Origin of the sequence: Peribacillus frigoritolerans, from assembly GCF_040250305.1 — a bacterium.
Taxonomy (GTDB): domain Bacteria; phylum Bacillota; class Bacilli; order Bacillales; family DSM-1321; genus Peribacillus.
On sequence record NZ_CP158190.1, the window covers coordinates 3599240 to 3624586 of the forward strand.

The window sequence follows — 25347 nt, forward strand, 5'->3', positions numbered from 1 at the left end:
TTACTCCCCGTTTAAATAAAACAACATTAAGCGTTCAAGCCATGCATCATCACCCGTATCCACTGCCTTCGATACTTTTACAGCCATGCCTTTCGGTTCATCATAACGATGATAATCTTGATATTCCTGATTTAACCATACCATTCCTATATAAAAAAGAACAGTGAAGCTAACAAAGAGAATCATCACTTTAGCCGTATGCAAAACAAGCGATAATGATGTTTTCATCATCTTTCCCCTCCCATTCGATCCTTTGTATCAATCTATGCCCAACAGGACAAGTTTTATACGTGTTTCGGAATGGAGAAAAAACAAAAACTGAGAAAATAGGCTTTTAAAAATGCAGAAAACCTTCTCCAATAAATGGAAAAGGTCCGACTTCATTCACCTTTATTTTCTTCTTTGTCATGACATCGATGACAAATGCCATGAAAGGTTAATCTATGGTCTTTTATCTTGAAGTTCCAGTCGCGTTCCACAATGTCTTCTACGTCTTCAAGTAGGTCTTCCTGAATCTCATCTACCGCACCACATTCCACACAAACAAGATGATGATGGAAATGCGCAGCTCCTTCTTGTCTTAAATCATAACGGGAAACCCCGTCTCCAAAGTTAATTTTATCTACTATCTTCAATTCAGTCAGCAACTCTAGCGTACGGTAAACTGTTGCCAATCCAATTTCCGGCGACTTTTCTTTGACAAGGAGGTAAACGTCTTCTGCGCTTAAATGATCCTCTTCATGCTCAAGTAAAACGCGGACGGTCGCTTCTCGCTGAGGCGTTAATTTGTAGCTGGACGAGTGTAACTGCTTTTTTATCCTATCAATTCTGTTTTCTATTTCCATACCTAATATTCCCTCCCGCGCCGCTATCCTATCCATTATATCAAAAGAGGGAAAACTGTCAAAATAGATTTCTTGTTAATGATAAAAAAATTTGCGGGAACGGCAAATTTCAATCAATGACCCAATAAACTTACGACATTTTTCATTAAAGAAGGGGATAGGTACGCTTCAAAGGCAGCAGCTGTAATCAAAAATAATCCCGACAAAATCAATGAGAAAATATACCGTGAAATTATCGGCTTCAGCGGTTCACGAACCTGCTTTAGGAAAATCCGGCTGATCATCTTCATTGATAGCGAGACGGCAAGAACGGTTATCACGATGAATATCGGGACGATGAATATATTTTGGGGCAAAATAGCGACAAACGATAATAAAAAACCGCTCCATCCCATTTGATTGACTAAAAAGCCGACTGTGAATCCAACAACCATCCCTTTTATAAATAACAAAACCAGGATGACTGGCAAACCGATGACCGATATTCCGAGAATCCAGATGACCCCGATATATTTTATATTATGCATAATACTTTGGCTGAACATATCATGCGAAGAGGCAAATTCACCTTTGGATACTTGTCCGAAAAATTGCGATAAATAATAGAACAAGTCTTCCTTTTGGGTAAAGCTCAAACTATTCACCAATATTGCCCCGAAAATGACACCCATCAAAAAAAGCACAGTGATAAAGACATATAATGAGGAATGTTCGTTAATATGTTTCATTACGGCATTTTGTACGACAGATTTTTTTTTCATCTTTCATCCTCCCAACTCCGCTTACTAGAATCTATGTTTACACTCTCTCATTTATGCTAAGAAAACTTTCTCCATCACCGAACACCATGAGCTCAATCCGTGTTATAATTTTCCATATTAACGATATGGAGGCAGGATATGAAAGCTATATTAATGGATTTTCCCGAAAAAATTGAAACCCCACGATTATATCTAAGGCCCTGTCAGCCTGGCGATGGCCTGGACGTTCACGAGGCCATTGTCCATTCCAAACCTGAATTGAAACAATGGCTGCCGTTTGCCCGTCAAGATGTTTCTTTGGAAACTACTGAACAGAATGTCCTTAAGTCCTTTTCGGATTTCATTTTAAAAGAGGATATCAGACTCCATGTTTATAGGAAAGAAGACGATCAATTCATCGGCTCCACCGGTCTGCACCGAATTAACTGGGATATCCCTAAATTCGAAATTGGCTATTGGATTGATACGAGATACAGTAAACAAGGCTACATAACGGAGGCGGTAGAAAAGTTAACCAAATTCGCCTTTTACCATTATGGCGCAAAGCGGGTCGAGATCCGCTGTGATCCTAATAATATCGCCAGCAAACGAATTCCCGAAAAGCTGGGGTATACCCTTGAAGGAATTTTGCGTAATGACTGCCTTAGTGCAGATGGCAAGGAAGCGCGGGACACCTCCATTTATGCAAAAACAACAAACTAAAAAACCCTGACAGATCTCCATCTGTCAGGGTTTTTTTCAGGTTAATTCCTTTTTGACCTTTCCGTACTTTCCTCCGCCCCCCACTTCAAAAGATAGCGTTCCTTTTCTGGCAGAATCGATGTAGCCCGCCAATTTTTCAGGGACGATTTCCCTGAGCTGGTCAAGCGTAACTTCATGTAGGATATTCATCTCTGTTCCAAATGCCACCAGCAGTTTTTCCATGGATTTAGGACCGAGTCCCGGGATGAAATCAAGTGGGACTTGATGGATATACGGCGGCCTTTCCCTACCATTTCTTCCGTCCATCCCGGAAATGGAGAGCTCTTCAATCCTGGACGATACCCCTTTTATAATGGATTTATTACCGCATTCGGGACATTGTTCACTATCCCTTAATACCTGGTGTAAACACCCCGAACATACAGTTTGGTGATACTTTCCCAATAAGGGGTTCAATCCATAATTAACGGTCACCTTACGATTCCCTTTTTCTTTAAGGGCTTTTGCCAGCTCATTGAAACTTGGTTCTTTAAGCAGGACTTTTTGATATTCACGAGCGATTTTCCCAACCGAATGCGCATCGGAATTTGTTACGAATACATAGGAGTCCAACTCCTCGATATCCTTGACCATATCTGTATCAGAACTTAAACCAAGTTCGATGGCATCAATTAGCTTCGGATCGAATACTTCTGTCAGACTGGATCGCACCCCTTTTCCATATAAGCTTTTAAATGGGGTGAAAACATGTGCCGGGATAAACAGGCCGCCCAGTGATTTCACGATCTTTTGCAGCGTTCTTCCATCACAATAAATCCTTTGGGAGCTCAAGGTAATATTTTTAACATGTCCGCTCATCCATGAGGAGAATTCCTTCATCGCTTTTATAGTGGGAAAATAAGCGAGGACATGGATCGGTCCATTACAATTCTGATCATAAATTTCAATCTCGGAGCCTGGAATGATGGTTGTATTCTTGTATTGAAGTCCGCCTTCAATCTTCTCCGTGATTTCGCCATCCAGCATCCCCGCTTCGATTTCTTCGATAATTTCAGGAGAATGGCAATCGATAATCCCGATTAGATCAAGGCCCTTCCTTTCACTTGCCACTTGCAGCACATTGCTGAAGGTTAACGTTTTAGCACCTGTTATTTTCACGGCCCTTCCGCTTCTCGTTCTGCCTATATGGATATGCAGGTCAGCGTAAAACTCTTTCATTTACGATTTCATCGCCTTTTTCAACTGCAGATACTGAACTGCATATGCCGTTTTGGCATCTTTGATCTTCCCTTCATCCATATAAGTTTGAGCTTCCTCCAGCGTGAGTTCAATCATCTCGACGAATTCATCTTCATCCAGCGGGGCCGCATTTTCTTTCTTTTTCAAATTGTGGGCCACATACAGGTGGACCAATTCATCGGCGAAACCTGGGGATGTATAGAAGGATATGATGTGCTCCATTTTTTCACATTCATAACCTGTCTCCTCTTCCAGCTCCCGTTTAGCCGAAAGAACCGGTTCTTCGCCTTTTTCCAGCTTTCCTGCAGGAATTTCCACCAAGCTTCTCTCCAGCGCTTTACGGTACTGTTCAACCATGATGATTTTATTTTCTGCCGTGAGAGCTATGATGGCAACCGCTCCCGGATGCTTGATTATTTCACGTTTACCCGTTTTCCCATCTGGAAGCTCTACATCATCCACTTGCAGGCTGATTACCTTTCCTGTGAAGATTTTTTCCGAAGACAGCGTTTTTTCTTCAAATTTTTTCATCCTGACCACTCCTCTGTTCTAATTGCAGCATGATTTCTCATACATTTTACCATAATAGAGATGGAGGGCGATTTAATGAAAGTTTACGTACTGGAAAAAAGCGTTACTTTATCCGGAAAGAGTTGGGAAATCCTTCAAAAACTAAAACAATTGCAAAATCAATATGTCTATATCAATGATTGGATAGCCGACATACACGATCAGGTGCCGTCCACTCCTTTAAAACGGATCAAGTGAATTCTTTGAGTGAAATGGATTTCTCCTTTACAATGAATGTAAAGGGAGTGGATAACATGAAAAAACGCAGACTAGGAAATTCAGACTTGCTAGTTTCTGAAATCGGGCTCGGGTGCATGTCATTGGGGACTGTTGAAAATCAGGCATCCGAAATCATACAGGCCGCTTTAGATGAAGGAATCAATTATTTTGATACTGCTGACTTATATGATTTTGGCATGAATGAAGAAATCGTCGGAAAGAATTTAAAATCGGTCCGCGATAAGGTATACATAGCCACCAAGGTCGGAAACCGCTGGAATGAAAACAAAGATTCCTGGAGCTGGGATCCATCTGGCGAATATATTAAAACGGCAGTAAAAGATAGCTTAAAGAGATTGGGAACTGACTATATTGATCTTTATCAGTTACATGGCGGCACCATTTCAGACAATATCGGAGAAACGGTAGAAGCATTTGAAGATTTGAAAAAAGAAGGCTATATCCGATATTATGGAATTTCCTCGATTCGTCCGAATGTGATCAAGGAATTCACTGAAAAGTCTGAGCTTGATTCCGTGATGATGCAGTTTAATCTACTCGACCGCCGCCCAGAAGAGTGGATGTCCCTTTTGGCCAACAAACAGATCAGCATTATTGCCCGTGGCCCGCTTGCCAAAGGGCTGCTCAGTGAAAAAATGCTTGAAAAGGCAAATGAGGATGGATACCTTGACTATAGCTATCACGAACTTAAAGATTTGCTTCCGCAAATAAAGGACAAACTTTCCGATAGGAAGTTGAATGAAACGGCACTTCAATATGTATTGTCCCATCCAAGCGTCGCTACCGTTATACCAGGAGCAAGCTCAGTACAGCAGCTCCGTGAGAACTGCCAGGCCGCTAACAGTCCTTCACTGTCCAAAACCGAGTTGGATATCTTAAAGCAGTTGACCAAAGCGAACAAATATGAAAGTCACCGGGATTAAAAAGAATAGAACTAAACTAAATGTTTCAAATAAATTAGCTGCACTATTTCCGTTTAACCAACGGGATAGGCAGCCTTTTTCCGTTCCAACGTTTTTTTCGCCATACTGCTTCTGTACCGCCTTCAAGTTTCCCATCATTTTAATCCCTTTCCAAACCAAGTTCTTCATACCAATTGAAATTTTTCATTGGACAATGCAAACTAAGTGTTATACAATTCAATTGTGCACAACTAAAATAAGAAGGTAAGGGAGAAAAAATGATGACAAAAACATTATTTACAACGTCTGTAACAGTTGATGGCGGAAGAGAAGGAACGGCTATTTCTGCTGACGGCAACTTCACGGTTGATATTGCGATGCCTGGAACACCAAGGGCTAAACAGATGCCTGAAGCATCTAATCCGGAACAGCTTTTTGCAGCTGGATATGCTGCATGTTTTGATAGTGCTTTGCAATCAGTTGGTAAAATTGAGCGCGTTTCCTTCGATTCCAAAGTCACCGCAAGCGTCAGCCTATTGATGGGTGAGATGCATCAGTACAGCTTGGCTGTAACTTTGGCTGTGAAGGGATCCGGGGTCGATAAGGAGACATTCAAAACCCTTGTTCATAAAGCACATCAAATGTGTCCTTATTCAAAAGCAATCAACGGCAATGTGGACGTCGCCTTTGAAATAGATGTAGATTAAATCCGACAAAAAGACGCTTGGGGAACCCCAAGCGTCTTTTCTTTGCTAAAATTGCTGTAAAGTTTTCAGTAGTTGGATCAGGGAAACTTTTAAATCCTCAACCACCTTCTTATCATCACCCGACATAGCCGAAATGCGATCAGGAATGAAGCAGGCCTCTTCCTGTAAACCAAGTCCCTTTTCCGTCAACTTAATCATGACAGACCGTTCATCTTCAGTCGAACGTTCACGGACAATCAAGCCATTCTGCTCCATTCGTTTCAACATGGGGGTAAGCGTTCCTGAGTCGAGGGCAAGGAGCTCCCCTAGTTTTTTTACTGTAAGTGTATCCTGTTCCCATAATAGAAGAAGGACCAGATATTGAGGATATGTCACTTCGAGTTTATCAAGCAGCGGTTTATATTTCTTCGTCATTTCCCTTGAACTTGCATAAAGCAGGAAACATAATTGGTCTTCCAGCACTTTTTCTATTTTACTTTGCATCATATCACCAGCTAATAGTAGTCCATCCGATATGAAATCATATCGAACTTATCTTTAATATAATCGTTATACTTTATAAAATAAAGAAGTATCATCAAGGAATGGTTTTCCTGAACAGAAAAAGGGAGCCAGCCCACTTAAAACTTAAACTGCTCCCTGTCCTTCATTTATAGTTCTTCCAGTTCAGATTGCTTTCACCCAATAGTTCTTCAAATGATTTATTCTTCTCCCGCCGCTTTCTTTCTTCGCGTTTCTTTTCTTCTTCCGCTGCCCTTTTTTCTTGTTCAGCCTCATTAAGTTCCTTTTGCTTTTGACGAAGCTGGGACATGATATCTTGATTGATTATATCACCAAGTTTCAATGAAGATGAATCTTTATCTTGGTTTTTGCTTTGATTTTGATGTCGCGGCTGTTTCTTTTTCATCCTTAAAACCTCCTGGCCATTTATGAAATTATTATATCACGACTGCCGTTTTCCTCGTCATGGTTTTCAAACAGTGTTTTCCCATTTCCCACATGGTAAAATAAAGAAAATTAATCGAGGAGGACCTTTCATGAAAAAATGGTGGTTTACACTCGCCGGAATCCTATCGTATATCATCGGCGTCGGCATTTATTTTTCCAATCGGATCATGTACATGAAAAAGAAGGAAGATGATTTTATCCAGAATCGTGAAATCATGGCTAAACGCCTGATCACGGAGGATTTTGATAATCTGCCTAAAACGGAAATTTGGGTATCGTCACCATCCGGATATTCCTTGAAATGCTTGTTTATCGAACCGCATGACACCAATAAGTGGGTGATCATTTCTCATGGTGTGACGGAAAACAAAGTCAATTCGATCAAGTACATGAATATTTTTCTTAAGCGGGGCTTCAATGCGATCATTTATGACCACCGCCGGCATGGGGATTCCGGTGGCAAGACGAGCAGTTACGGACATTATGAAAAATTCGACCTGAAGGCCGTAATCGATGAATTGAAAAGACGTAAAGGTCCCGACCTTCATATTGGCATTCATGGTGAATCCATGGGAGCCGTAACCCTGCTTTTATATGCCGGAATGCTTGAAGATGGTGCTGATTTTTACATTGCCGACTGTCCATTTTCAAATTTCGAGGATCAAATCAAACACCAGCTCAAGCATGAAGTCCCATTTCCTTCCTGGACCGTGTTTCCGCTTGGGCGTACGTTCATCAAACTCCGTGACGGATATTGGACCAATGAAGTGTCCCCAATCGATTATATAAAAAATATCCGAAACCCGGTACTCTTCATCCATAGTGAAAATGACAGTTTCATTCCCGCTTCCATGACAGCGGAATTATATGCAGCAAAAGAGGGCCCAAAGCAGCTTTACATCGCTAAAAAAGGGGCCCACGCTCAATCTTATAATGAAAATCCAAAAGAATATGAAGATCAAATCGATCAGTTTCTAAAACTTGTCTGAGAAGAAAAAAGAGGGTATCCAAGATCCCCTCTTTGCTTTTAATCAGATTTTATTAAAAAAGCTCATCCTCGGATTCAAGATTTGATTCGGACTTTTTAATTGAAAGCTGTTCGCTTCCGGAACAAAGTCTATTTTCATGACTTCATCAAGAAAAATCATTTTTGATTTCTCCACATATAGCGGAATCCCGTTTGTTTCCACTTTTTCGGTACCTTCTTCAGGTTCGTTGACCCACCATAGCGCGGTCACACCGCTTACCACGCAGCCACAGCCATCAGTATCATATTTCAACTGTAAATATCCTTCTTGTCCCTGTACCTTATCGGCCATTTTCTCAGCCGCTGTTTCCGTCCATTCAATATACATGATTGCACGCCTCCCGATGTCTTTCCTTTCCCCCATTATAAACGATAAAAACGCTTCTGTTAAAGAAACTGCCTTCCTTTGCAAGCGTCAGCCGACACGAAAGTCACTTTCTTCATTGACCGTGCTAACAAATGCCGATTCTCTTACGCTCCCGTGATCCCTTTCATCACGATGCCGTTTTGAAAGGCTGTCCCTTGGGAACAGCCCTTCCGCTCATCATTCCATTATTCTTACATCCGCTATATCGGAAAGCCTGATATAGTGAGCCTGCTGAAACCGATCGACGATATGAAGCTTTTGGGTCAGCTCATTATAATAATGGATCCTGCCGATTAACAGCTGATACCGGTTTCCTTCATAATGAGCAATCGTGACATCCTTTCTTTCCTCCATCGCTTCCCCCATTACCGCATTCATTTCTTCCAGTTGCTGCTCATCCAGGATGCGCTTCGTTTCATAGCCATCCTCCACCACCCAATCCCGAAGCATCTTCACATGCTCCGGCAACATCATCGATGTCCATTTGATACGGCCGCGATCACGTATCATTCTTTTCCCTCCCTTCAAAGCCAACCTTACGCCTTATGCCCACCAAGCAGCTTGCTTCGGTAAACGGCTGTACCCGCTTCTGTATACGAAACGGCACGCAATAACGATTTGGCTCCATATTTATGGCGGATTCGATCAACCGTGTAACTCAATTCCCGCTTCTTCCAGCGCGAAGCATCAAATAAAGTTAGCTGCATTTCGTTGTCATCCACAATATTCGAGAGCCTGACCTCTATGCTCCGAACCGTTTTTTGCTTATAGTTCTCATGAAAAAGCTCCAGGCAAACTTTATATAACTCCATCGTAATGTTGGTCGGTTCGCTAATCGAACGCGAACGATGGAAACCTCCGCCGAACTCATCCTTGCTGTAACCAATGCTGAGGCTCACCGTCCTTCCTGCCTTGCGATGGGTGCGTGCCCTTCTTCCAACTTCTTCGCAAATTTCCAGCATGACCTGCTTTACCTCATGCTCCTCCTTATAATCCCGCAGCAGGATTTGACTTTTGCCGAAGCTGACCTGCCCTTCGATGATCGCTGCCCCCATATCAGATAAATCTATTCCCCACGCATGGTGGTAAAGCTGATTGCCCATAATTCCAAACTTTGCTTCAAGTAATTCAAGATCATAATTGGCAAGCTGCCCAACCGTAAATATCCCCATTCCATGAAGGGTTTTTTCTACGCGCCTGCCGATCCCCCACATTTCACGAAGCGGTGAAATCGGCCAAAGTTTGCTTGGCACATCCTCATACTTCCATTCTGCAATCCCTTTATGTTTGGCTTCCAAATCAAGGCAAAGTTTTGCCATAAGCATGTTCGGTCCAATTCCAATGGCACAGGGGAGCTGTAATTCCCGTTCGATTTCATCTTTTATCTTTTCAGCTATCATCCGGGCATCTCCCCATAAAGAAGCGGCACCATCGACTTTCACAAAACTTTCGTCCACACTATATACGTGAATCGCTTCTTTGGGCACATAACGGTTGAACAAGCGGGTTATTTCCGTCGAGACCCTTAAATAGGTCGCCATTTTAGGTTCAACGACCACAATCCTTGGATCATTCGGGATCTCAAACATCCGCGAACCTGTCTTGATGCCAAATTCCTTCTTCATCTTTGGAGAAGCCGCAAGCACAATGCTCCCTGTCCTCTTCAAATCACCAACCACCGCCAGATAACAATCAAGCGGGTCCAGACCAAGCATGACCGCTGAACAACTTGCATAAAAACTTTTCATATCGATACACATAATTGATTGTTTCGGCATCGTCCCATAATCCATCGTTTCTTCACCCTAACAAGAATATACGTTCGCTTTTATTATATTCATAACTTTAACCGAATATACGTTCTTATTCAATGGAAGTTTTCATACAAATTTCTACTTTTTATTGTAATTTCCTCGAAAAATATAATAGATACTAAAAATGGGTAAAATGACAAATTTAAACTGCATATCCAAATAGTTTTTTTAAAAAGAATTATTTAGTAGCTTGAATAATTTTTAATAGATCCTTATGCTTAGATTTTTTAATTTTTTCACCCTCATCAACAGACTTTAGTCTATTTAAACTTAAGTCTTATTACTCATTTTTTGTAATGTAAATGTAACCAAAATTATGTCTAATTGTCATAATGGTATTGTAGGATAATATTGTTAACAATACTAGAGAGATAGATAGAGAGGAAATGAAAATTATGAAGAAATGGATCGCTTCAGCTGCTGTTGCATCTGCCATGATGCTAACCCCACTGCAAGCCTTTGCAAATATTGGAGACCAAACCCTCAGACCCGGAATGACACATAGCGATGTCAAACAACTACAACAACTTTTAAAAACCAAAGGTTATTTCACATATTCAGGTTCACTGACTACATATTACGGCACCTATTCTGTATCAGCAGTGAAAAAATTCCAAAAAGCCAAAGGGTTAACTGCCGATGGTATTGCCGGCCGTGGCACATTTAATGCGCTTGGTGTTTATAATGTCAATAATACAAGCTTGATCAGCTATGCAAAAACCTTAATAGGCAAACCCTACAAATGGGGCGGAACAACACCGACTGGATTCGACTGCTCAGGCTTCGTCTATTACGTATTCCAAAAATCACAAGGAATTACCTTACCACGTACAACATCCTTGCTATATTCCAATACGGGTTTAAAAGTATCTTCACCAGCTAAAGGTGATCTTGTATTCTTTGATACTTCTTCTGGAAGAACAGGAGTATCCCATGTTGGGATTTATATCGGAAATGGTCAATTCATCAGTGCTACGTCTTCTAAAGGAATAACCATCACGGATATGGATAATTCTTATTGGAAACCAAAATATTTAGGTGCGAAAACTTTATAAAATCCCATAAAACAACCGGACAGAATTCATAGTGATTCAGTCCGGTTGTTTTATTTTATATATAATATTTCATCCGTTAAATCCTCTACTGTCACCATGAATGAAGAGTCCAAGTTGGAACGGTTCATCATTTCGATATTATAAACATGCTCTGAGGGTAAATGGACGACTTCGAGAACCATGAATCGCTGACTTTCCGCTTTGCTGACATGATCGAGGGCAGCAGTGACCGCCCTTTGTTCGGCCAAGCTTTTTTCATCCGTCAAAACAAGAATCAGTTCCGCTTCCGCTTTCCCAGGAAATGATTTCTTCACCCCGCCCCGGTGCCATGGTTTCACTTTCATCCCGATTTCCAGGTCGGAATAATCGAGAGCGTTACCATGTTGATCTTGAATGGATGTATCAGTGGTCACCTTATAATACGTCTCTTTAATCAAAATCCTTTTATCGTCAAGATCCGTAATGAAACCTTCTTCCCCCTTATCGATGGCTTCATCCATGTTCCAATCAGGGGATTGACAGCTACCCAGAATAAAGGCAACGAAAATGGATATATAAAGATTTACAATCCTCTTCATACAAATCCCTCCTACTTGAAATAGACGGATTCCCCATGAAATAGTTACCAATTCATATGAAAACTTCGTTATTTTTCAAAAAAGGGGGAATGTCATCGACATTCCCCTTTAGACCATCTTTCGCCTTGTCCGGCAGCGAAAGTCTAGCTTACTTTTTAAAAAATGCTTTTTTTCCTAATGTTTCGGTGATCTTTGGAAACATGTTATACCATTTCCCAGCTAAATTCATCCAGCCAGGAAGATTGATTTCCCTCTTATTGGTCAGCATCGCCGCTACGATTTTAGCAGCGACATCTTCAGGCTTAAGCATGAATTTTTCAACATTCTTTAAGTATGTACCTGATTCATCCGCAATGTTAAAGAAATTCGTTTCTATGGGGCCAGGATTGACGGTGGTCACAAAAACATGATCTTCCATCAGCTCGAGCCGAAGTGCGTTTGAATAGCCAAGAACCGCGAACTTGGTCGAAGAGTACAATGTTGATTTAGGAGTGGCGATTTTACCGGCCTGTGAAGCGATATTGATGATATGTCCCGATTTTCTCTGCTTCATATACGGAAGAACCAGCTTTGTGCAGGCCATCAATCCAATGACGTTGACAGCAAACATTGCTTTCGTTTCATTTAATTCCGTATCCTGCGCTTCTTTAAACGTGCCGAAACCGGCATTGTTGACCAACACATCCACTTCACCTATTTGCGCATGGATGTCATTAAAAACATTTGTCACCTGATCAGTGTCTGCCACATCAAGCTTATAGGCATATACATCAATCCCATATTGGGTGATCAGTTCATTCCTTAGCTGTAGTAATTTATCCATGCTTCTGGCCAAGAGGACGAGACGGCCCCCCTGCTTTGCACTTTGAATGGCAACTTCCTTGCCAATCCCTCCGGAAGCTCCGGTAATAACAATAACTTTGCCTTGCAACTTATTCAAAAAAGTGAGCCTCCTTGCGAACATTAAGCGATTGAATACAGAATGACCCCAGATTGGATTTCTGTTTCGACTTCACCCAAGTCTTCTAAATAGTCCAGCTGACCGACCGTTTCCGAAAGGGTCAGGCCCACTTCCTGAAGGTATACTTTCGGAAACAGCTGCTGACATACTTCAAAGACCGATAAAGGCTTATCTTGAAGCATGCTTTTCACCTGCATGGCACGGTTATGCTGCCGCTCAAATCTATAGTGAATCAAGTCGGCAACCGCATCTCCATCCACTTCAGATCCATGTCCGGAGTAAACGGTGGATATGGAAAAATCCAATAATTTTTGAAGTGATGCATTATACTGCAGTAACGGACGAGGCCTCATGCCTCCGGGAAGTAAAGGTGGTTCCATTAATGGATTAGGTGAAATCTTGGCAAGCAAATGATCGCCAACGATCATGACCCCGTCACTTTCCCGGTAAAAGGATAAATGGCTTTGCGCATGCCCTGGAGTCTCGATCACTTTCCAGCCTGGAAGACCAGGGAGCTCATCTCCCTCAGCCAAATATCCATGCAGCTTCCGTTCACTAAGGAAACTGATTTCGTCACGGTTATGGATCAGTTTATTTTTCAGCTCTTCTGCCACTCCGAACTTAGTGGCATAATCAAGGAAAAAACGATTATGGGTTTCAAGGAATTCATCACTGATAGTCAGCCAGCGCTGATTGTTTTTGTGTCCATAAACCGGGATCTCTTTTTCAAAGAAATCGAGTGCACCAGCATGATCAGGATGATGATGGGTTAAAATGATTTGTTCGATATCAGTCAGTTTCAGACCCAAATCCCCAAGCCCATTAGTCAGGGCTTCCTTTGATCGTTTTGTTTTCACTCCAGTATCGATTAGCGTTAAAGCATCCCCTTTAACTACATAAACATTCACATCACCCACTGCAAACGGCGTGGGCAAAGAAATTTTTGCAATATCTCCATTCCAATTCGCCATAATCTTTTCCACCTTAGAAAATTATATTTATATAAATCTTTTTATACGCTAAACAGGATTCTTAGTATACTTATCATGTATAATTACCATTTTACATGTATTTTTAATTACTGTCATTATTTTCACATAATTCATGTCTATTTTTTATCGTCCATGCATATATTATCATTGACAGAGTGCCAATATATCCTTCATAATCACAAGTAATTAAAGACGGCATGGCTTTGATTAAGGCCAAGTAAATTATTGATGGCGTAAAGAGAGTGAAGCTCGGAATGTGCTGAAAGGCTTCATCGCCCCCTCATTATTGAACCTACCTTATGAGCCTTCAGGAAAACCTGACGTAATTCCCGCGTTAGAGGATTCAAGTGCAGCTTTTCTGTTTATTTATTATGGGAAGGTTGAACAAAGGTGGTACCACGGAAGCTAGACCTTTCGTCCTTTATTGGATGAGGGGTCTTTTTGTTTTTCAAATACAGGCCGAAAACTTCAAAAGAAAAAGGAGCGGGAAATATGAAAAAAATCGCGTTTATCGGAGCTGGATCGATGGCAGAAGCAATCATTTCGGGGCTGGTGACCCAACAGGTAATTGAGCCAGCAAATATTTTTGTAACAAATAAATCAAATGATGATCGGTTCGATTATTTAAAGAACCAATATGGTGTAACTGCCACAAGATCGCTGCAGCTATTAGTACAGGATGCAAACCTTGTCGTACTGGCGGTGAAACCGAAAGATATTTTAGAAACGATGCAATCAATAAAAGAATATATTCGTGAAGAAATGCTGTTCATTTCCGTTGTTGCCGGGGTTCATACAACAAGCTTGGAAGGTATCGCCAACAAGCGGTTCTCGATCGTCCGTGCAATGCCTAATACATCGGCAGCTGTAGGAAAATCAGCAACGGCCCTTGCGGCTAACTGTCATACGAAAGAAGCACAATTACAAACGGCGATTACCCTTTTTGAAACGGTAGGTACAGTGGCAGTTGTCGACGAAACCCAGCTAGATGCGGTAACAGGCTTATCAGGCAGCGGTCCGGCTTATATTTATTACTTGGTCGAGGCATTGGAAAAATCAGCAGAAAAAATAGGTCTCGATTCCGAAACCGCTAAGCAATTGATTCTCCAGACACTGATGGGTGCAGCCGATATGTTACAGAAATCACCTAAAACGCCTGCTGTACTAAGAAAGGAAGTAACTTCACCAGGCGGAACGACAGAAGCAGGTCTGAAAGCACTTCAGGCTCATCAAGTGGAAGAAGCATTCATTGCCTGTGTACAAGAAGCGACTGAGCAATCGAAGCGAATGGGCAATCAAATAAGTAAAGAACTAGCCAAATATGTAGTTTCGCAGTAAGGTGCATGATGATGATCGGCTGTTGCCAGGCAACAGCCCTTTTTTTCTAAGGGGTAGTCCTTCCGAAGTTACTTTATAATCAGCATATCATTTTCATCAAAACTCCAATCCTTCGAATAGGCAACCTCCCAATAGTAACCATCGGGGTCTGAAAAATATCCGCTGTACCCTCCCCAAAAAACATCCTGAGGTGATTTCTCGATTGTTCCCCCTGCCTTTTCAGCTTTGTTGATCATATCATCCACTTCTTCAATTGATTTAGCATTATAAGCAAGCGTAAGACCCGGGAAACCATTTTTCTTAGGCGGTTCTTTCTCATTGATGTCTTTTGCTAGCTCCTCTATAGGATACAAAGCAAGCTTCGTTCCGGCATTATTAAAAAAAACGATTGCGGGTTCGTCCTCTTTAACCGTTGTATGAAATCCCAACCCGTCCCGGTAAAACCTTAATGATTCAGCAATATCCCTGACACCTAAAGTTATAATGTTGATCCTGTTCATACTAGTCCTCCTTTTTCCATGTTTTAAAGATAAATTCGACATCTGCATCACTTTTCCCTTTTTAGCTTGATTACCATCAGCCACACCATCACAAGTGCTTCTAAAAGTTCCTAACAACGCTACCATTTGCAAAAAGCTGTCCACGGGGAATTAATTCCACCTTGGATTGCCCCTCATGCAAATTACGTAGGAATTCCACTTTCTTTGCCGAATGAATACATGTTTTGTCAACAGTAAAGGAATTTCCCCATACTTATCGAATTCAACAACCAAAAGGGGGAATCTCGATGAATACAAGTGCAGTTGCCCGGTTACTGAATGTTTCCCATAGTACGATTCAACGCTGGGTCACCCAATTGAACATGGAAGTAGAACGGAATCAGCTTGGCCACTACCAGTTTTCGGATGAAGACATTGCATTATTGAGAAAAATCCAAGATCAGCTGAACGAGGGCATCATTCTCCAAAAGGTCAGCATCTCAGAGAAGAAGCTTAGAAAAGCAACCATCCAGAAACACTCCGAACCGAATAAAGAACATGATCAACTGCTAGAACGCATCATCCGGCTTGAAAATGGACTGAAAACAAAAGCGGACGATGTTGTATCCTATCAGCTTTTACAGCACAGAAGTGAAATGGAAGAAATGCATAAACTCGTTAAGAGGCTCGAAGCCCGTATCGAAGCGTTAGAAAAACCAATAGGTCAAAACTTTGATTATTTCCTCGCGGCTGAAGAAGCTGCTGCCACTAAAAAGACGAAGAAAAGGCCATTCATAAAAATGATTTTTGGAAACAGAAAGAACGATAGTTCATCATGGAGCACAGCCGACAGCGATTGACATCGATTTTCAAGATGCTCATGAGCACCCACGATAGCCATTTTTCTTAAGCAAAACATTTCTTCAGTAATAGGACCTGACCTTATTAATTACCCCAAAATAAAAAGGCCCTGACCCAAGATTAATCTACCTGGGTCGGGCCTTTTCATCATCTTAAATCAATACTGCACGGTCATTGAGCATTTTTTCGCCTTTGATGCGCTGGAATTCGTTAAGCAGTTTTTCGACGGTTAGCTTCTGCTTTTCAGCGCCTCTGGCTTCAAAAATGATTTGTCCCTTATCCATCATAATCAAGGAATTTCCAAGATCGATTGCCTGCTGCATATTATGAGTCACCATCAACGTCGTTAACTGGTTCTTTTCGACGATTTCCTTCGTAAGGTTTGTAACGAGCTCTGCCCGTGAAGGATCAAGTGCTGCTGTATGTTCATCAAGAAGCAGGATTTTAGGATCGGTGAAGGTCGCCATCAGCAATGATAGTGCCTGACGCTCCCCTCCTGACAATAATCCCACTTTTGCAGTCATCCGGTTTTCCAAGCCCAAATGTAGGGTGCCCAAACATTCTTTAAAAAGTTCTTTCCGTTTTTTTGTCACCCCAAAACCTAAACCTCTTTTATTGGTTCTGCCATAGGCAATTGCCATATTTTCTTCAATCGTCATATGCGGTGCCGTACCCAGCATGGGATCCTGAAAAACGCGGCCAATCATTTTTGCACGGGCATGTTCTTCAATGGCCGATACGTTTTCACCATCAATGATGACTTCACCGGCATCAGGGAGAATCTTACCGGAAATCATATTCATCAAAGTCGATTTACCTGCTCCATTACTTCCGATGACTGTTACAAATTCACCTTTTGTCATCTGCAGTTCCAGATTTCCAAGGGCTAGCTTTTCATCTGGTGTTCCCTCATTGAACACTTTATAAATCTGATTTAACCGAAGCATATTCTTCCCTCCCTTTCGGTAAAGTGCCATCATGACGCATCTGTATTTCTTTAAGCCGCCTTTTCTTCCGGGTTTTTTCCTTTTGTTTATCGGAAATTTTTGGAATGACAAGTGCCCCGACCACAATAAGTGCCGTAATTAATTTAACATCTCCGGTTTCAAGGAATTCAACGCGAAGTGCCAAGGTTACGACGATTCGGTAAATGATCGCCCCTCCAATGACCGCCAGCGTAGCACGTGCAATCGTTTTTGCACCAAATAGAGCCTCACCGATTATGACGGATGCCAATCCGATGACAATGATTCCAATCCCCATGCCTATATCGCTAAAACCGTTATATTGGGCAACCAAGGAGCCCGAAAAAGCCACAAATGCATTTCCGATTGCAAGTCCAAGGATCTTCATGTTGCCGGTATGGGCGGAAAAACTCTTGACCATGGCTTCATTATCACCAGTCGCCCGTAAGGCAAGACCAATTTCCGTTTTTAAAAAAGCTGACATTGCCGCCTGGATGACTACAGCCACAATCAGCATAACGATTAATATGGCCCACGTTTTTGGCAGACTGTCACCGAGACCCACGAATGATAAAAGACCATTCAACAAATTGTCCAGCCCGGTGCCAGCCCAGGCATCCTGGATATTCGTGATAATGGTTGTTTGGGAAAGCAACGGAATGTTGGATGCACCCATGATCCGCAAATTGATCGAGTAAAGCGCAATCATCATTAAGATACCTGCCAAGAGAGGATTGATTTTCCCTTTCGTATGCAGGAACCCCGTTATCGTCCCAGCGATGAACCCTGCCACCATGGCACTCAACGTGGCAACGATCGGCGAGTAACCGTTAACGATCATAATCGCGGCAACAGAGGCCCCTGTCACAAAACTGCCTTCCACAGTCATATCCGGGAAGTCGAGAATCCTGAATGTTAAATAGACACCAAGTGCCATGATTGCATAAATCATTCCCGACTCAAAAGAGTTGAATAAGGCTGAGAACATTTTTTTCTTCCTTCCCCGAACAAAAGCAGAGTTTATTTTACAAACTCAGCATCTGCTTTCCATTCTTCTTTTATTTCAACACCCATATCTTTTGCTGCTTTTTCATTGATGACCAATTTCAGTTTTTGTGGATATTGAACCGGGATATCTCCTGGTTTTTTACCATCCTTGAGGATTTCAACCGCTTTCTGCCCCGCTTCATAACCAATATCATAGTAACTGAAGCCATATGCTGCAAAACCGCCAGCATTCACGGAATCAAGCTCGCCGACAAACAAGGGGATATCTTGATCATTTGCCACGGAAATGACCGATTCCAGTGCCGAGACAACTGTATTATCAGTAATGATATAGAAAGCATCCGCTTTTCCGATTAAAGATTCCGTTGCCTGTTTAACATCCGCTGAAGTCGAGACGGAGGCTTCCACGACTTTCAAACCAGCTTTTTTCGCTTCCGCTTTCACATTCTTTATTTGGACGACTGAATTTTGCTCCCCTGTATTATAGACAGTTCCAATTGTCTTCGCCCCAAGCTCTTCCGCTAGGAATTTCATTGACTTTGCAATCGCTTCAGGATGGGAGTCCGTCGTACCCGTCACATTTCCGCCTGGTTTTTCCAAAGAAGTAACAAGCTCCCCCGCTACAGGATCGGTAACCGATGTAAAGACGATCGGGATATCCTTGGTCGCATTTAAAGCACTTAGAGCACTAGGAGTAGAATTCGCAAATATCAGATCCACTTTATCCCCAACGAAGTTATTGGCAATCGTCTGACTGTTGTTTTGGTCACCCTGTGCAATTTGAAGATCATATTTGGCATTGATGTCACTGTCCTTCAGTGCCGCCTGGAATCCTTCATATGCTTGATCCAGGGAATCATGCTGAACGATTTGCGTTACCCCAATGTTGAAGGTATCCTTTCCGCTTTCATCCTTTGCCGTATCTTTTTCCTTGTCATTTCCACACCCAGCCAATAATAAACCTGCGACCAATGTCATGGCTGCAGTTGAATATAATTTCTTTTTCATATTTTCCCCCCGCTTTTTCCTTATTTAAATTAATGTTTTTCTAACGACGCCAGCTTTTTTCGCTTTTATGTCCTAAATTATAATCGTTTAGTCCCAATTATTCCAATATATTTTTTAACTTTTTAGAATTTTTTGAGTTCTAAATATAAAACATGAAAAAAGCTGCTGTGAAAGGTATGGTAACTTTCACAGCAGCTTTATGAAAAATCAGTGTTCGACGACCTGGCTGACAATTTCGGTAACTGTAGCACGATCAATTTTTTCTTTGCCTTCTTTTAGGGCTTTCAATGTGGCTTTTGCCAATTCCAAGGGTATTTTACAGAATTGGATGATCTCTTTCGTTTCAATCTCTCCGATGTACGCATCGGCTAATGCAAGATTACGCTCCGTATGCGCAAGCATCTCGTCGAAACCCCAGCCATCCGGATAAAAGTTCACACCACGTTCGGCATCTTCCTCACGGTTACGCAGGATATTGACCGTTTGGAGTCCACGGCCAAATGCGATGGCAAGTTCACGGTCGGTTTTGGTTCCATCGTACCAGTTCCACATATCGGACAGCATGACCCCCACTAAACCTGCAACATAATATGTGTAATCATCGAGTTCCTCTTCATTATGGATTTGCCAGTCCTTAGTAACCCATTTTGCCATGCCTTCGGCCATTTCCTTTGTCGACTCCAAGACTTTGGATTTTGCACCGGGAGGACAAAATTCAATCCAGTCCGAAAGAAACAGGGTCACCTCGGGCAGATCATCCTTATATGGTTCAAATAATGATTGAAGATCTTCTTCCCTGAAATCCGCATCAAGCTCACTAAGAGCCTGTAACAGGGAAACCTTACTATCTGCTGGAAGACCTGGGTGGTCCTCGATCTCATCGATGGCGCGCATGCAAAGGTATGCAGCTCCAATGGCCTCTTGTAATCCCTTTGGAAGATAGCTGATCGGAATGAAAAAAGTCCGGCTTGTTTTTAGGAGAAAATCCATTGCTTTAGTATGTAGGGCACTTTTGTCAGTCATATTTACACTCCTTTAAATATCCAATGAACAATTGATTAATTATATCAAACATTGGTTTTGATTTCAGCTGCCCGATTCCTCTGAATACAAAGGAATTTTAATGGCCATAAGATCTTCACCCATAATCGTGTTTGCAAAGATCGCTTTGCTTTCCTCTTTTAGCCTCTCAGCATCCTCCGGAGTATACCGTGAGCTGATATGCGTAAGGATTAGATGCTTAGCTCCCGCTTTCAAAGCCGTTTCTGCAGCCTGAACGGTGGTCGAATGATAATAGGCTGATGCCATTTCCGCTTCTTCCGCTGAAAATGTAGCTTCATGAACAAGGTAATCCGCCGATTCAGCAAGAATGAGCGCATTGCTGCACATTCTTGTATCACCAAGAATCGTGATGATCCGGCCTTTTTGCGGAGCACTGATATAGTCCTTCCCATTTAAGACACGGCCATCATCGAGACAGACCGTTTGTCCATTTTTCAATGCTTTAAAAAGAGGCCCCGGCTTCACACCTTCAGACCGCAGCCGGTCGACCAGTAAGCTTCCCGGACGATCTTTTTCCACAATCCGGTAACCGATGCTGTAAATGCCATGATCAAGCGACATTGCCGTCACTGTGAATTGTTCGTCCTCAAACACTTCGCCTTCTTCTATTTCGATGATTTCCAAGGGATATTTTAAATGAGTTCCACTCACCTGTAAGCTCGTCATAATAAATGCATCTATGCCTTGTGGACCATATACGGTCAATTTATCCACTCCGCCCTGAAAAGATCTGCTGCTTAAAAATCCAGGTAGTCCGAAGATGTGGTCACCATGTAAATGGGTGATGAAGATCTTTTCAACCTTTCGCGGTTTGACCGCCGTTTTTAATATTTGATGCTGTGTTGCTTCCCCACAATCGAATAACCAAACCGTCCCACGTTCTTCCAATAATTGAAGGGCGATTGATGTCACATTACGCGCTTTAGCCGGAACGCCAGCGCCTGTACCCAATAAAACGAAATCCACTCATACTACCTCCGTTGCAAATACTTTATGACTTAACTATAGCATAACCAAGGTGCTCTTTCATTTATGACCCATTAAAACCGAAACCAAATTAAACTTTTAATGAAATATAGAGAAAAAATGCGCAAATTGATTGCTTTGAGGGAAAGCTAAACGTAAAATTAGAAATTGGTACACATACGGGAATTCCAACTTTATAGACAGATTTAACGGAAAGTTGAGGTTTTAAACATGACAGAAAACAATAAACCCACAGCATTGATCATGATTTTTGGTGCTACCGGAGATTTAGCGAAAAGAAAATTGTTCCCTTCCATATATCGACTATTTCAAAAAGAGAAAATCAATAAGTTCGCCGTTGTTGGAGTGGCAAGGAGACCATTGACGAACGAGGAGTTTCAAACAAGTGTCAAGGACTCGATACTTACGTTCGGACATGCGGAAGAAAAGGTCGACGAATTCATTTCCCATTTCCATTATCACTCCCACGACGTTTCCAGCTCGGAATCATACCTGCAGTTAAAAGACATTGCCGAACAATTAAACGGACAATATCAATTAGAAGGAAACCGGATCTTCTATTTGGCGATGGCGCCTGAGTTTTTCGGAACGATTGCCGAACAGATTAAAGCACAAGGCCTGAGTGACACGGATGGATATAAGCGTCTGGTCATAGAAAAGCCATTTGGACACAGTTTCGAAACAGCACAAAAATTGAATGAGCAGATTCGAACTGCATTCGCTGAAGATGAAATCTACCGTATCGATCATTATTTAGGTAAGGAAATGGTACAAAATATTGAGGTCATCCGTTTTTCCAATGCCCTATTCGAGCCGCTTTGGAATAACAGATATATATCCAACATTCAGGTTACTTCAAGCGAAACACTTGGCGTTGAAGAACGCGGGCGTTATTATGAAACCAGCGGTGCCCTAAGGGATATGGTCCAAAACCACCTGCTGCAAATGGTGGCCTTGCTTGCCATGGAACCCCCGATCGCTTTGACGACAGAAGAGATTCGAAGCGAAAAAGTGCGGGCATTGCGTTCACTTCGACCAATGAAAGTGGACGAAGTCAATCAATACTTCGTCCGTGGCCAGTATGGTGAAGGAACGATAGACGGTCAAACACTTCCGGCCTACCGCAATGAACATAACGTAAATCCGGAATCCAACACAGAGACCTATGTTGCGGGTAAATTGATGATTGATAACTTCCGATGGGCCGGTGTTCCTTTTTATATCCGCACCGGTAAGAGAATGGATGTCAAATCAACGAATATCGTTGTTCAATTCAAAGATATCCCAATGAACCTGTATTATAAAACGGAAGAAACACTGAACCCGAATCTTCTCGTTATCAATATCCAGCCTGACGAAGGTATCACATTGTACCTAAATGTGAAGAAATCCGGGACGACATCCAATACAAAGCCAATGAAGCTGACCGTCTCGAACAAAGGGATCGAACACATCAATTCTCCCGAGGCATATGAAAAGCTATTGTTTGACAGCATGCGCGGGGATGCTACAAACTTTACGCACTGGGACGAGGTTGCCCTCTCATGGAAGTTCGTCGATACCATTTCCAATGCATGGGAAAACAATAAAGACGAGTCTTTCCCTAACTATGAAGCTGGATCCACAGGTCCACTTGCATCCGATGAACTCCTGGAAGAAGATGGACATATTTGGTGGCAAGTCAAGAAAAACGAAAAATAATAATGATTGAAATGAAGAAGGGACGCAGTTTTGAATCTGCATCCCTTTTTTCATTCATGAAACACTCTTCCTCAGCAATTTATCACGGATAATATGATACATTTCCTTGGGCTTAGACATTTCTTCCTTTACTTCCGAATTGAGCCAAAATGAAACACCGAATTCTAAGGCGATGAAAAATAAAAATATGGCTACAGCCCACCAGATGATGAACATAAAGTCACCCGCTCCTTCTCTCTTCTATCTGCCTACTGTATCCTACGGTCCGTCCATCTCTTTCAATGTTTATATTCCTTTTTCCGCAGGTGTTTAAACCTAAAAAGCAAGGATGAATGACATACATCATACTATGTTTTCCCTAAAAAAGGTAAATTAATTGGAACTATTTACAACTAGTTCATCATTACCATTTTTACCCTTCCAACCTCTTTGTAGAAATAGAATGGTAAGTCCTTGCTAAGGTTACACTAGAAAAGGCGCCAGTGACGGCACCACTAACTTCGATGTGGAGGGATTAAACGATGGACATTCGTGAAGGATTAATTCCAACTGCGTTGGGCACAGCCGTGACAGCTGCGGGTTATGCAATGAAGCAGACCCGGGGCTCAAACAAAATGGTAGCTAATACGGTTTTTGGTTTCGGTTTGGCACATGTTGTATTAGGGGTCATTGACCTTGTAGAGCATCGGAGATAGTAAAAAAAAGGGGCGCCAAGCGCCCTCTTTTTTACATGATGAAACAAAAAAGCCGGTTTAAAAGGGAATCCCCTTTTAAACCGGCTTGAACTTTTTATTTTTCCATCCATTCGGTATGGAACGTTCCTTCTTTATCAATGCGTTGGTAAGTATGAGCTCCAAAATAGTCACGTTGAGCTTGAATCAGGTTAGCTGGCAGCGTTTCTGTACGATAGCTGTCGAAATAGGCAAGTGCCGATGACAAGCAAGGAACCGGGATTCCATTCATCACTGCCGTTGATACCACCTCACGCAAAGCTCCTTGATAGCTTTCGACGATTCCTTGGAAGTAAGGATCAAGAAGAAGGTTGTTCAAGTTCGCTTCACGATCGTACGCTTCCTTGATTTTTTGGAGGAATTGTGCACGAATGATACAGCCGCCACGGAAAATCATCGCGATTTCCCCATATTGCAAGTTCCAGTCATTTTCTTCTGATGCTGCTTTCATTTGTGCAAATCCTTGTGCATAAGAACAGATTTTGCTCATATAAAGTGCTTTACGGATACTTTCGATCAAAGCTTTTTTGTCGCCTGTAAATGATTCGGCTTTTGGCCCACGAAGGATTTTACTCGCTTCAACACGCTCGTCCTTGATTGCTGAAATAAACCGCGCGAATACGGATTCCGTAATGATTGGAAGCGGAACACCAAGATCAAGCGCACTTTGACTTGTCCACTTCCCAGTACCTTTTTGGCCAGCTTTATCTAAAATGACATCGACCATAGGCTTGCCGGTTTCTTCATCATATTTTTTGAAAATATCAGCAGTAATTTCAATTAAATAGCTATCAAGTTCCCCTTCATTCCATTCAGAGAAGACTTCATGGAATTCTTCTGCAGATAATCCAAGAAGATTTTTTAGAAGGAAATAAGATTCGGAAATCAATTGCATGTCTCCGTATTCAATACCATTATGTACCATTTTAACATAATGACCTGCGCCATCCGGTCCGATATACGTGCAGCAAGCATCCCCGTCGACCTTAGCTGAAATGTCCTTCAAGATCGGTGCAACCAGTTCATATGCTTCTTTTTGACCTCCAGGCATGATGGATGGACCTGTCAGAGCTCCTTCTTCCCCTCCTGACACGCCTGTACCGATGAAATGGATGCCAAGCTTGCTTAACTCCTCATTGCGGCGCTGAGTGTCCTTGAAGAAGGTATTCCCTCCATCAATAACGATATCACCTTTTTCAAGTAACGGTTTTAATTGCTCGATTGTTGCATCCGTTGCCGCTCCGGCTTTAACCATCAATAAAATTTTGCGGGGGGTTTCCAATGAATTGACGAATTCTTCAAGCGTATAAGCGGCGGTTACGTTTTTGCCTTCCGCTTCCTTCATCATTTCGTCCGTTTTTGATCCTGAGCGATTATACACGGAAATTGAATATCCCCTGCTTTCAATATTAAATGCAAGGTTCTTGCCCATTACTGCTAGTCCGATAACGCCAATCTGCTGTTTTGTCATAATTCATCTTTCCCTTCTCTATATCTTT

The 25347-nt window shown here is 42.1% G+C and carries 31 protein-coding genes; 10 read left to right on the top strand and 21 right to left on the bottom strand.

What is annotated here, in order from left to right:
* The 3 genes from ABOA58_RS17580 to spoIIM all read right to left on the bottom strand — a co-directional run bounded on the left by ABOA58_RS17580 (position 1) and on the right by spoIIM (position 1606).
* Positions 1-228, bottom strand: a complete 228-nt coding sequence (locus tag ABOA58_RS17580; RefSeq protein ID WP_101223458.1) for a YqzK family protein — start codon at positions 226-228, stop codon at positions 1-3.
* A 152-nt stretch (positions 229-380) separates the two neighbouring features.
* Positions 381-839, bottom strand: a complete 459-nt coding sequence (locus ABOA58_RS17585) for a Fur family transcriptional regulator (RefSeq protein WP_101223459.1) — start codon at positions 837-839, stop codon at positions 381-383.
* Between the two features lie 119 nt (positions 840-958).
* Complete coding sequence (gene spoIIM, locus ABOA58_RS17590; protein WP_241592299.1) at positions 959-1606, bottom strand: stage II sporulation protein M; 648 nt, start codon at positions 1604-1606, stop codon at positions 959-961.
* A gap of 138 nt (positions 1607-1744) precedes the next feature.
* Here spoIIM and ABOA58_RS17595 point away from each other — a divergent pair, with 138 nt between their 5' ends.
* Positions 1745-2308, top strand: coding sequence for a GNAT family N-acetyltransferase (locus ABOA58_RS17595; protein ID WP_350299406.1), 564 nt, complete (start codon positions 1745-1747; stop codon positions 2306-2308).
* A 36-nt stretch (positions 2309-2344) separates the two neighbouring features.
* Here the strand turns inward: ABOA58_RS17595 and ABOA58_RS17600 are convergent, their stop codons facing one another.
* Positions 2345-3526 carry an endonuclease Q family protein gene (locus ABOA58_RS17600; protein WP_350299407.1) on the bottom strand — a complete coding sequence of 394 codons (1182 nt, stop codon included), beginning with the start codon at positions 3524-3526 and terminating at the stop codon, positions 2345-2347.
* Positions 3527-4078: an NUDIX hydrolase gene (locus ABOA58_RS17605; RefSeq protein WP_230176979.1), complete on the bottom strand. Its 552-nt coding sequence runs from the start codon at positions 4076-4078 to the stop codon at positions 3527-3529.
* Positions 4079-4153: 75 nt separating this feature from the next.
* Here ABOA58_RS17605 and mciZ point away from each other — a divergent pair, with 75 nt between their 5' ends.
* From mciZ to ABOA58_RS17620, 3 genes are all read left to right on the top strand, one after another.
* Complete coding sequence (mciZ, locus tag ABOA58_RS17610) at positions 4154-4315, top strand: Z-ring formation inhibitor MciZ (protein ID WP_207439406.1); 162 nt, start codon at positions 4154-4156, stop codon at positions 4313-4315.
* 56 nt (positions 4316-4371) lie between these two features.
* The gene (locus ABOA58_RS17615) at positions 4372-5280 is read left to right on the top strand and encodes an aldo/keto reductase (RefSeq protein WP_350299408.1); all 909 of its coding nucleotides are present in this window, start codon (positions 4372-4374) and stop codon (positions 5278-5280) included.
* 260 nt (positions 5281-5540) lie between these two features.
* Positions 5541-5966, top strand: coding sequence for an Ohr family peroxiredoxin (locus ABOA58_RS17620; RefSeq protein ID WP_098373678.1), 426 nt, complete (start codon positions 5541-5543; stop codon positions 5964-5966).
* A gap of 45 nt (positions 5967-6011) precedes the next feature.
* On the opposite strand, the gene ABOA58_RS17625 is transcribed toward ABOA58_RS17620, so the two are convergent.
* Together ABOA58_RS17625 and ABOA58_RS17630 are read right to left on the bottom strand one after the other, a co-directional pair.
* Positions 6012-6449 (bottom strand): MarR family winged helix-turn-helix transcriptional regulator, encoded by a 438-nt coding sequence (locus ABOA58_RS17625; protein WP_350302908.1) that lies wholly within the window; start codon positions 6447-6449, stop codon positions 6012-6014.
* A gap of 163 nt (positions 6450-6612) precedes the next feature.
* The gene (locus tag ABOA58_RS17630) at positions 6613-6873 is read right to left on the bottom strand and encodes a YqkE family protein (RefSeq protein WP_350299409.1); all 261 of its coding nucleotides are present in this window, start codon (positions 6871-6873) and stop codon (positions 6613-6615) included.
* A 130-nt stretch (positions 6874-7003) separates the two neighbouring features.
* Here ABOA58_RS17630 and ABOA58_RS17635 point away from each other — a divergent pair, with 130 nt between their 5' ends.
* Complete coding sequence (locus ABOA58_RS17635) at positions 7004-7903, top strand: alpha/beta hydrolase (protein WP_350299410.1); 900 nt, start codon at positions 7004-7006, stop codon at positions 7901-7903.
* A gap of 42 nt (positions 7904-7945) precedes the next feature.
* Here ABOA58_RS17635 and ABOA58_RS17640 read toward each other — a convergent pair whose 3' ends face one another.
* The 3 genes from ABOA58_RS17640 to ABOA58_RS17650 form a co-directional block, all read right to left on the bottom strand.
* Positions 7946-8269 carry an iron-sulfur cluster biosynthesis family protein gene (locus tag ABOA58_RS17640; RefSeq protein WP_350299411.1) on the bottom strand — a complete coding sequence of 108 codons (324 nt, stop codon included), beginning with the start codon at positions 8267-8269 and terminating at the stop codon, positions 7946-7948.
* A gap of 216 nt (positions 8270-8485) precedes the next feature.
* Entirely contained in the window at positions 8486-8818 is a 333-nt protein-coding gene (locus ABOA58_RS17645; protein WP_101222486.1) for a YolD-like family protein, read from the bottom strand.
* Positions 8819-8844: 26 nt separating this feature from the next.
* Positions 8845-10101: a DinB/UmuC family translesion DNA polymerase gene (locus ABOA58_RS17650; protein ID WP_350299412.1), complete on the bottom strand. Its 1257-nt coding sequence runs from the start codon at positions 10099-10101 to the stop codon at positions 8845-8847.
* Positions 10102-10517: 416 nt separating this feature from the next.
* Here ABOA58_RS17650 and ABOA58_RS17655 point away from each other — a divergent pair, with 416 nt between their 5' ends.
* Entirely contained in the window at positions 10518-11177 is a 660-nt protein-coding gene (locus ABOA58_RS17655; protein WP_350299413.1) for a C40 family peptidase, read from the top strand.
* Between the two features lie 50 nt (positions 11178-11227).
* On the opposite strand, the gene ABOA58_RS17660 is transcribed toward ABOA58_RS17655, so the two are convergent.
* The 3 genes from ABOA58_RS17660 to ABOA58_RS17670 all read right to left on the bottom strand — a co-directional run bounded on the left by ABOA58_RS17660 (position 11228) and on the right by ABOA58_RS17670 (position 13687).
* Positions 11228-11755, bottom strand: coding sequence for a DUF3221 domain-containing protein (locus tag ABOA58_RS17660; RefSeq protein ID WP_350299414.1), 528 nt, complete (start codon positions 11753-11755; stop codon positions 11228-11230).
* A gap of 148 nt (positions 11756-11903) precedes the next feature.
* Complete coding sequence (locus ABOA58_RS17665) at positions 11904-12695, bottom strand: SDR family NAD(P)-dependent oxidoreductase (protein WP_350299415.1); 792 nt, start codon at positions 12693-12695, stop codon at positions 11904-11906.
* 23 nt (positions 12696-12718) lie between these two features.
* Positions 12719-13687, bottom strand: coding sequence for an MBL fold metallo-hydrolase (locus ABOA58_RS17670; protein ID WP_350299416.1), 969 nt, complete (start codon positions 13685-13687; stop codon positions 12719-12721).
* A gap of 513 nt (positions 13688-14200) precedes the next feature.
* Between ABOA58_RS17670 and proC the strand changes: the two genes are divergently transcribed.
* Positions 14201-15046, top strand: a complete 846-nt coding sequence (proC, locus tag ABOA58_RS17675; RefSeq protein ID WP_133347699.1) for a pyrroline-5-carboxylate reductase — start codon at positions 14201-14203, stop codon at positions 15044-15046.
* Positions 15047-15114: 68 nt separating this feature from the next.
* Here the strand turns inward: proC and ABOA58_RS17680 are convergent, their stop codons facing one another.
* A complete protein-coding gene (locus ABOA58_RS17680) occupies positions 15115-15546 on the bottom strand; it encodes a VOC family protein (RefSeq protein WP_350299417.1) in 432 nt (143 codons plus the stop codon).
* A 287-nt stretch (positions 15547-15833) separates the two neighbouring features.
* Between ABOA58_RS17680 and ABOA58_RS17685 the strand changes: the two genes are divergently transcribed.
* Positions 15834-16385, top strand: coding sequence for a MerR family transcriptional regulator (locus tag ABOA58_RS17685; RefSeq protein WP_350299418.1), 552 nt, complete (start codon positions 15834-15836; stop codon positions 16383-16385).
* Positions 16386-16538: 153 nt separating this feature from the next.
* Here the strand turns inward: ABOA58_RS17685 and ABOA58_RS17690 are convergent, their stop codons facing one another.
* The 5 genes from ABOA58_RS17690 to rnz form a co-directional block, all read right to left on the bottom strand.
* On the bottom strand, positions 16539-17333 hold the full coding sequence (locus ABOA58_RS17690) for an ABC transporter ATP-binding protein (protein ID WP_137016145.1): 795 nt from the start codon (positions 17331-17333) through the stop codon (positions 16539-16541).
* A complete protein-coding gene (locus ABOA58_RS17695; protein WP_350299419.1) occupies positions 17308-18339 on the bottom strand; it encodes an ABC transporter permease in 1032 nt (343 codons plus the stop codon). Before ABOA58_RS17695 ends, ABOA58_RS17690 begins: the two co-directional genes overlap by 26 nt.
* A 32-nt stretch (positions 18340-18371) precedes the next feature.
* On the bottom strand, positions 18372-19367 hold the full coding sequence (locus ABOA58_RS17700; protein WP_101222497.1) for an ABC transporter substrate-binding protein: 996 nt from the start codon (positions 19365-19367) through the stop codon (positions 18372-18374).
* A 207-nt stretch (positions 19368-19574) separates the two neighbouring features.
* Positions 19575-20390: a phytoene/squalene synthase family protein gene (locus ABOA58_RS17705; RefSeq protein ID WP_350299420.1), complete on the bottom strand. Its 816-nt coding sequence runs from the start codon at positions 20388-20390 to the stop codon at positions 19575-19577.
* Between the two features lie 63 nt (positions 20391-20453).
* Positions 20454-21395: a ribonuclease Z gene (gene rnz / locus ABOA58_RS17710; RefSeq protein ID WP_350299421.1), complete on the bottom strand. Its 942-nt coding sequence runs from the start codon at positions 21393-21395 to the stop codon at positions 20454-20456.
* 231 nt (positions 21396-21626) lie between these two features.
* Between rnz and zwf the strand changes: the two genes are divergently transcribed.
* On the top strand, positions 21627-23117 hold the full coding sequence (gene zwf / locus ABOA58_RS17715; RefSeq protein WP_350299422.1) for a glucose-6-phosphate dehydrogenase: 1491 nt from the start codon (positions 21627-21629) through the stop codon (positions 23115-23117).
* Between the two features lie 54 nt (positions 23118-23171).
* Here zwf and ABOA58_RS17720 read toward each other — a convergent pair whose 3' ends face one another.
* Positions 23172-23333: a hypothetical protein gene (locus ABOA58_RS17720; protein WP_350299423.1), complete on the bottom strand. Its 162-nt coding sequence runs from the start codon at positions 23331-23333 to the stop codon at positions 23172-23174.
* Positions 23334-23638: 305 nt separating this feature from the next.
* Here ABOA58_RS17720 and ABOA58_RS17725 point away from each other — a divergent pair, with 305 nt between their 5' ends.
* Positions 23639-23812, top strand: coding sequence for a hypothetical protein (locus tag ABOA58_RS17725; protein ID WP_034308217.1), 174 nt, complete (start codon positions 23639-23641; stop codon positions 23810-23812).
* Between the two features lie 94 nt (positions 23813-23906).
* On the opposite strand, the gene gndA is transcribed toward ABOA58_RS17725, so the two are convergent.
* A complete protein-coding gene (gene gndA / locus ABOA58_RS17730) occupies positions 23907-25319 on the bottom strand; it encodes an NADP-dependent phosphogluconate dehydrogenase (protein WP_350299424.1) in 1413 nt (470 codons plus the stop codon).
* Positions 25320-25347: the final 28 nt, after the last annotated feature.

Excerpts from the sequence above, each read along its gene's own strand:
- ABOA58_RS17650 (WP_350299412.1), bottom strand. The coding sequence starts at position 10,101 with ATGGATTATGGGACGATGCCGAAACAATCAATTATGTGTATCGATATG.
- ABOA58_RS17660 (WP_350299414.1), bottom strand. The coding sequence starts at position 11,755 with ATGAAGAGGATTGTAAATCTTTATATATCCATTTTCGTTGCCTTTATT.
- ABOA58_RS17705 (WP_350299420.1), bottom strand. The coding sequence starts at position 20,390 with ATGACTGACAAAAGTGCCCTACATACTAAAGCAATGGATTTTCTCCTA.
- ABOA58_RS17690 (WP_137016145.1), bottom strand. The coding sequence starts at position 17,333 with ATGCTTCGGTTAAATCAGATTTATAAAGTGTTCAATGAGGGAACACCA.
- ABOA58_RS17695 (WP_350299419.1), bottom strand. The coding sequence starts at position 18,339 with ATGTTCTCAGCCTTATTCAACTCTTTTGAGTCGGGAATGATTTATGCA.
- zwf (WP_350299422.1), top strand. The coding sequence starts at position 21,627 with ATGACAGAAAACAATAAACCCACAGCATTGATCATGATTTTTGGTGCT.
- spoIIM (WP_241592299.1), bottom strand. The coding sequence starts at position 1,606 with ATGAAAAAAAAATCTGTCGTACAAAATGCCGTAATGAAACATATTAAC.
- ABOA58_RS17620 (WP_098373678.1), top strand. The coding sequence starts at position 5,541 with ATGACAAAAACATTATTTACAACGTCTGTAACAGTTGATGGCGGAAGA.
- ABOA58_RS17645 (WP_101222486.1), bottom strand. The coding sequence starts at position 8,818 with ATGATACGTGATCGCGGCCGTATCAAATGGACATCGATGATGTTGCCG.
- proC (WP_133347699.1), top strand. The coding sequence starts at position 14,201 with ATGAAAAAAATCGCGTTTATCGGAGCTGGATCGATGGCAGAAGCAATC.
- ABOA58_RS17700 (WP_101222497.1), bottom strand. The coding sequence starts at position 19,367 with ATGAAAAAGAAATTATATTCAACTGCAGCCATGACATTGGTCGCAGGT.
- ABOA58_RS17635 (WP_350299410.1), top strand. The coding sequence starts at position 7,004 with ATGAAAAAATGGTGGTTTACACTCGCCGGAATCCTATCGTATATCATC.
- ABOA58_RS17595 (WP_350299406.1), top strand. The coding sequence starts at position 1,745 with ATGAAAGCTATATTAATGGATTTTCCCGAAAAAATTGAAACCCCACGA.
- ABOA58_RS17655 (WP_350299413.1), top strand. The coding sequence starts at position 10,518 with ATGAAGAAATGGATCGCTTCAGCTGCTGTTGCATCTGCCATGATGCTA.
- ABOA58_RS17630 (WP_350299409.1), bottom strand. The coding sequence starts at position 6,873 with ATGAAAAAGAAACAGCCGCGACATCAAAATCAAAGCAAAAACCAAGAT.
- mciZ (WP_207439406.1), top strand. The coding sequence starts at position 4,154 with ATGAAAGTTTACGTACTGGAAAAAAGCGTTACTTTATCCGGAAAGAGT.
- ABOA58_RS17615 (WP_350299408.1), top strand. The coding sequence starts at position 4,372 with ATGAAAAAACGCAGACTAGGAAATTCAGACTTGCTAGTTTCTGAAATC.
- ABOA58_RS17685 (WP_350299418.1), top strand. The coding sequence starts at position 15,834 with ATGAATACAAGTGCAGTTGCCCGGTTACTGAATGTTTCCCATAGTACG.
- ABOA58_RS17600 (WP_350299407.1), bottom strand. The coding sequence starts at position 3,526 with ATGAAAGAGTTTTACGCTGACCTGCATATCCATATAGGCAGAACGAGA.
- ABOA58_RS17625 (WP_350302908.1), bottom strand. The coding sequence starts at position 6,449 with ATGCAAAGTAAAATAGAAAAAGTGCTGGAAGACCAATTATGTTTCCTG.
- gndA (WP_350299424.1), bottom strand. The coding sequence starts at position 25,319 with ATGACAAAACAGCAGATTGGCGTTATCGGACTAGCAGTAATGGGCAAG.
- ABOA58_RS17640 (WP_350299411.1), bottom strand. The coding sequence starts at position 8,269 with ATGTATATTGAATGGACGGAAACAGCGGCTGAGAAAATGGCCGATAAG.
- ABOA58_RS17725 (WP_034308217.1), top strand. The coding sequence starts at position 23,639 with ATGGACATTCGTGAAGGATTAATTCCAACTGCGTTGGGCACAGCCGTG.
- ABOA58_RS17580 (WP_101223458.1), bottom strand. The coding sequence starts at position 228 with ATGAAAACATCATTATCGCTTGTTTTGCATACGGCTAAAGTGATGATT.
- ABOA58_RS17680 (WP_350299417.1), bottom strand. The coding sequence starts at position 15,546 with ATGAACAGGATCAACATTATAACTTTAGGTGTCAGGGATATTGCTGAA.
- ABOA58_RS17605 (WP_230176979.1), bottom strand. The coding sequence starts at position 4,078 with ATGAAAAAATTTGAAGAAAAAACGCTGTCTTCGGAAAAAATCTTCACA.
- ABOA58_RS17670 (WP_350299416.1), bottom strand. The coding sequence starts at position 13,687 with ATGGCGAATTGGAATGGAGATATTGCAAAAATTTCTTTGCCCACGCCG.
- ABOA58_RS17720 (WP_350299423.1), bottom strand. The coding sequence starts at position 23,333 with ATGTTCATCATCTGGTGGGCTGTAGCCATATTTTTATTTTTCATCGCC.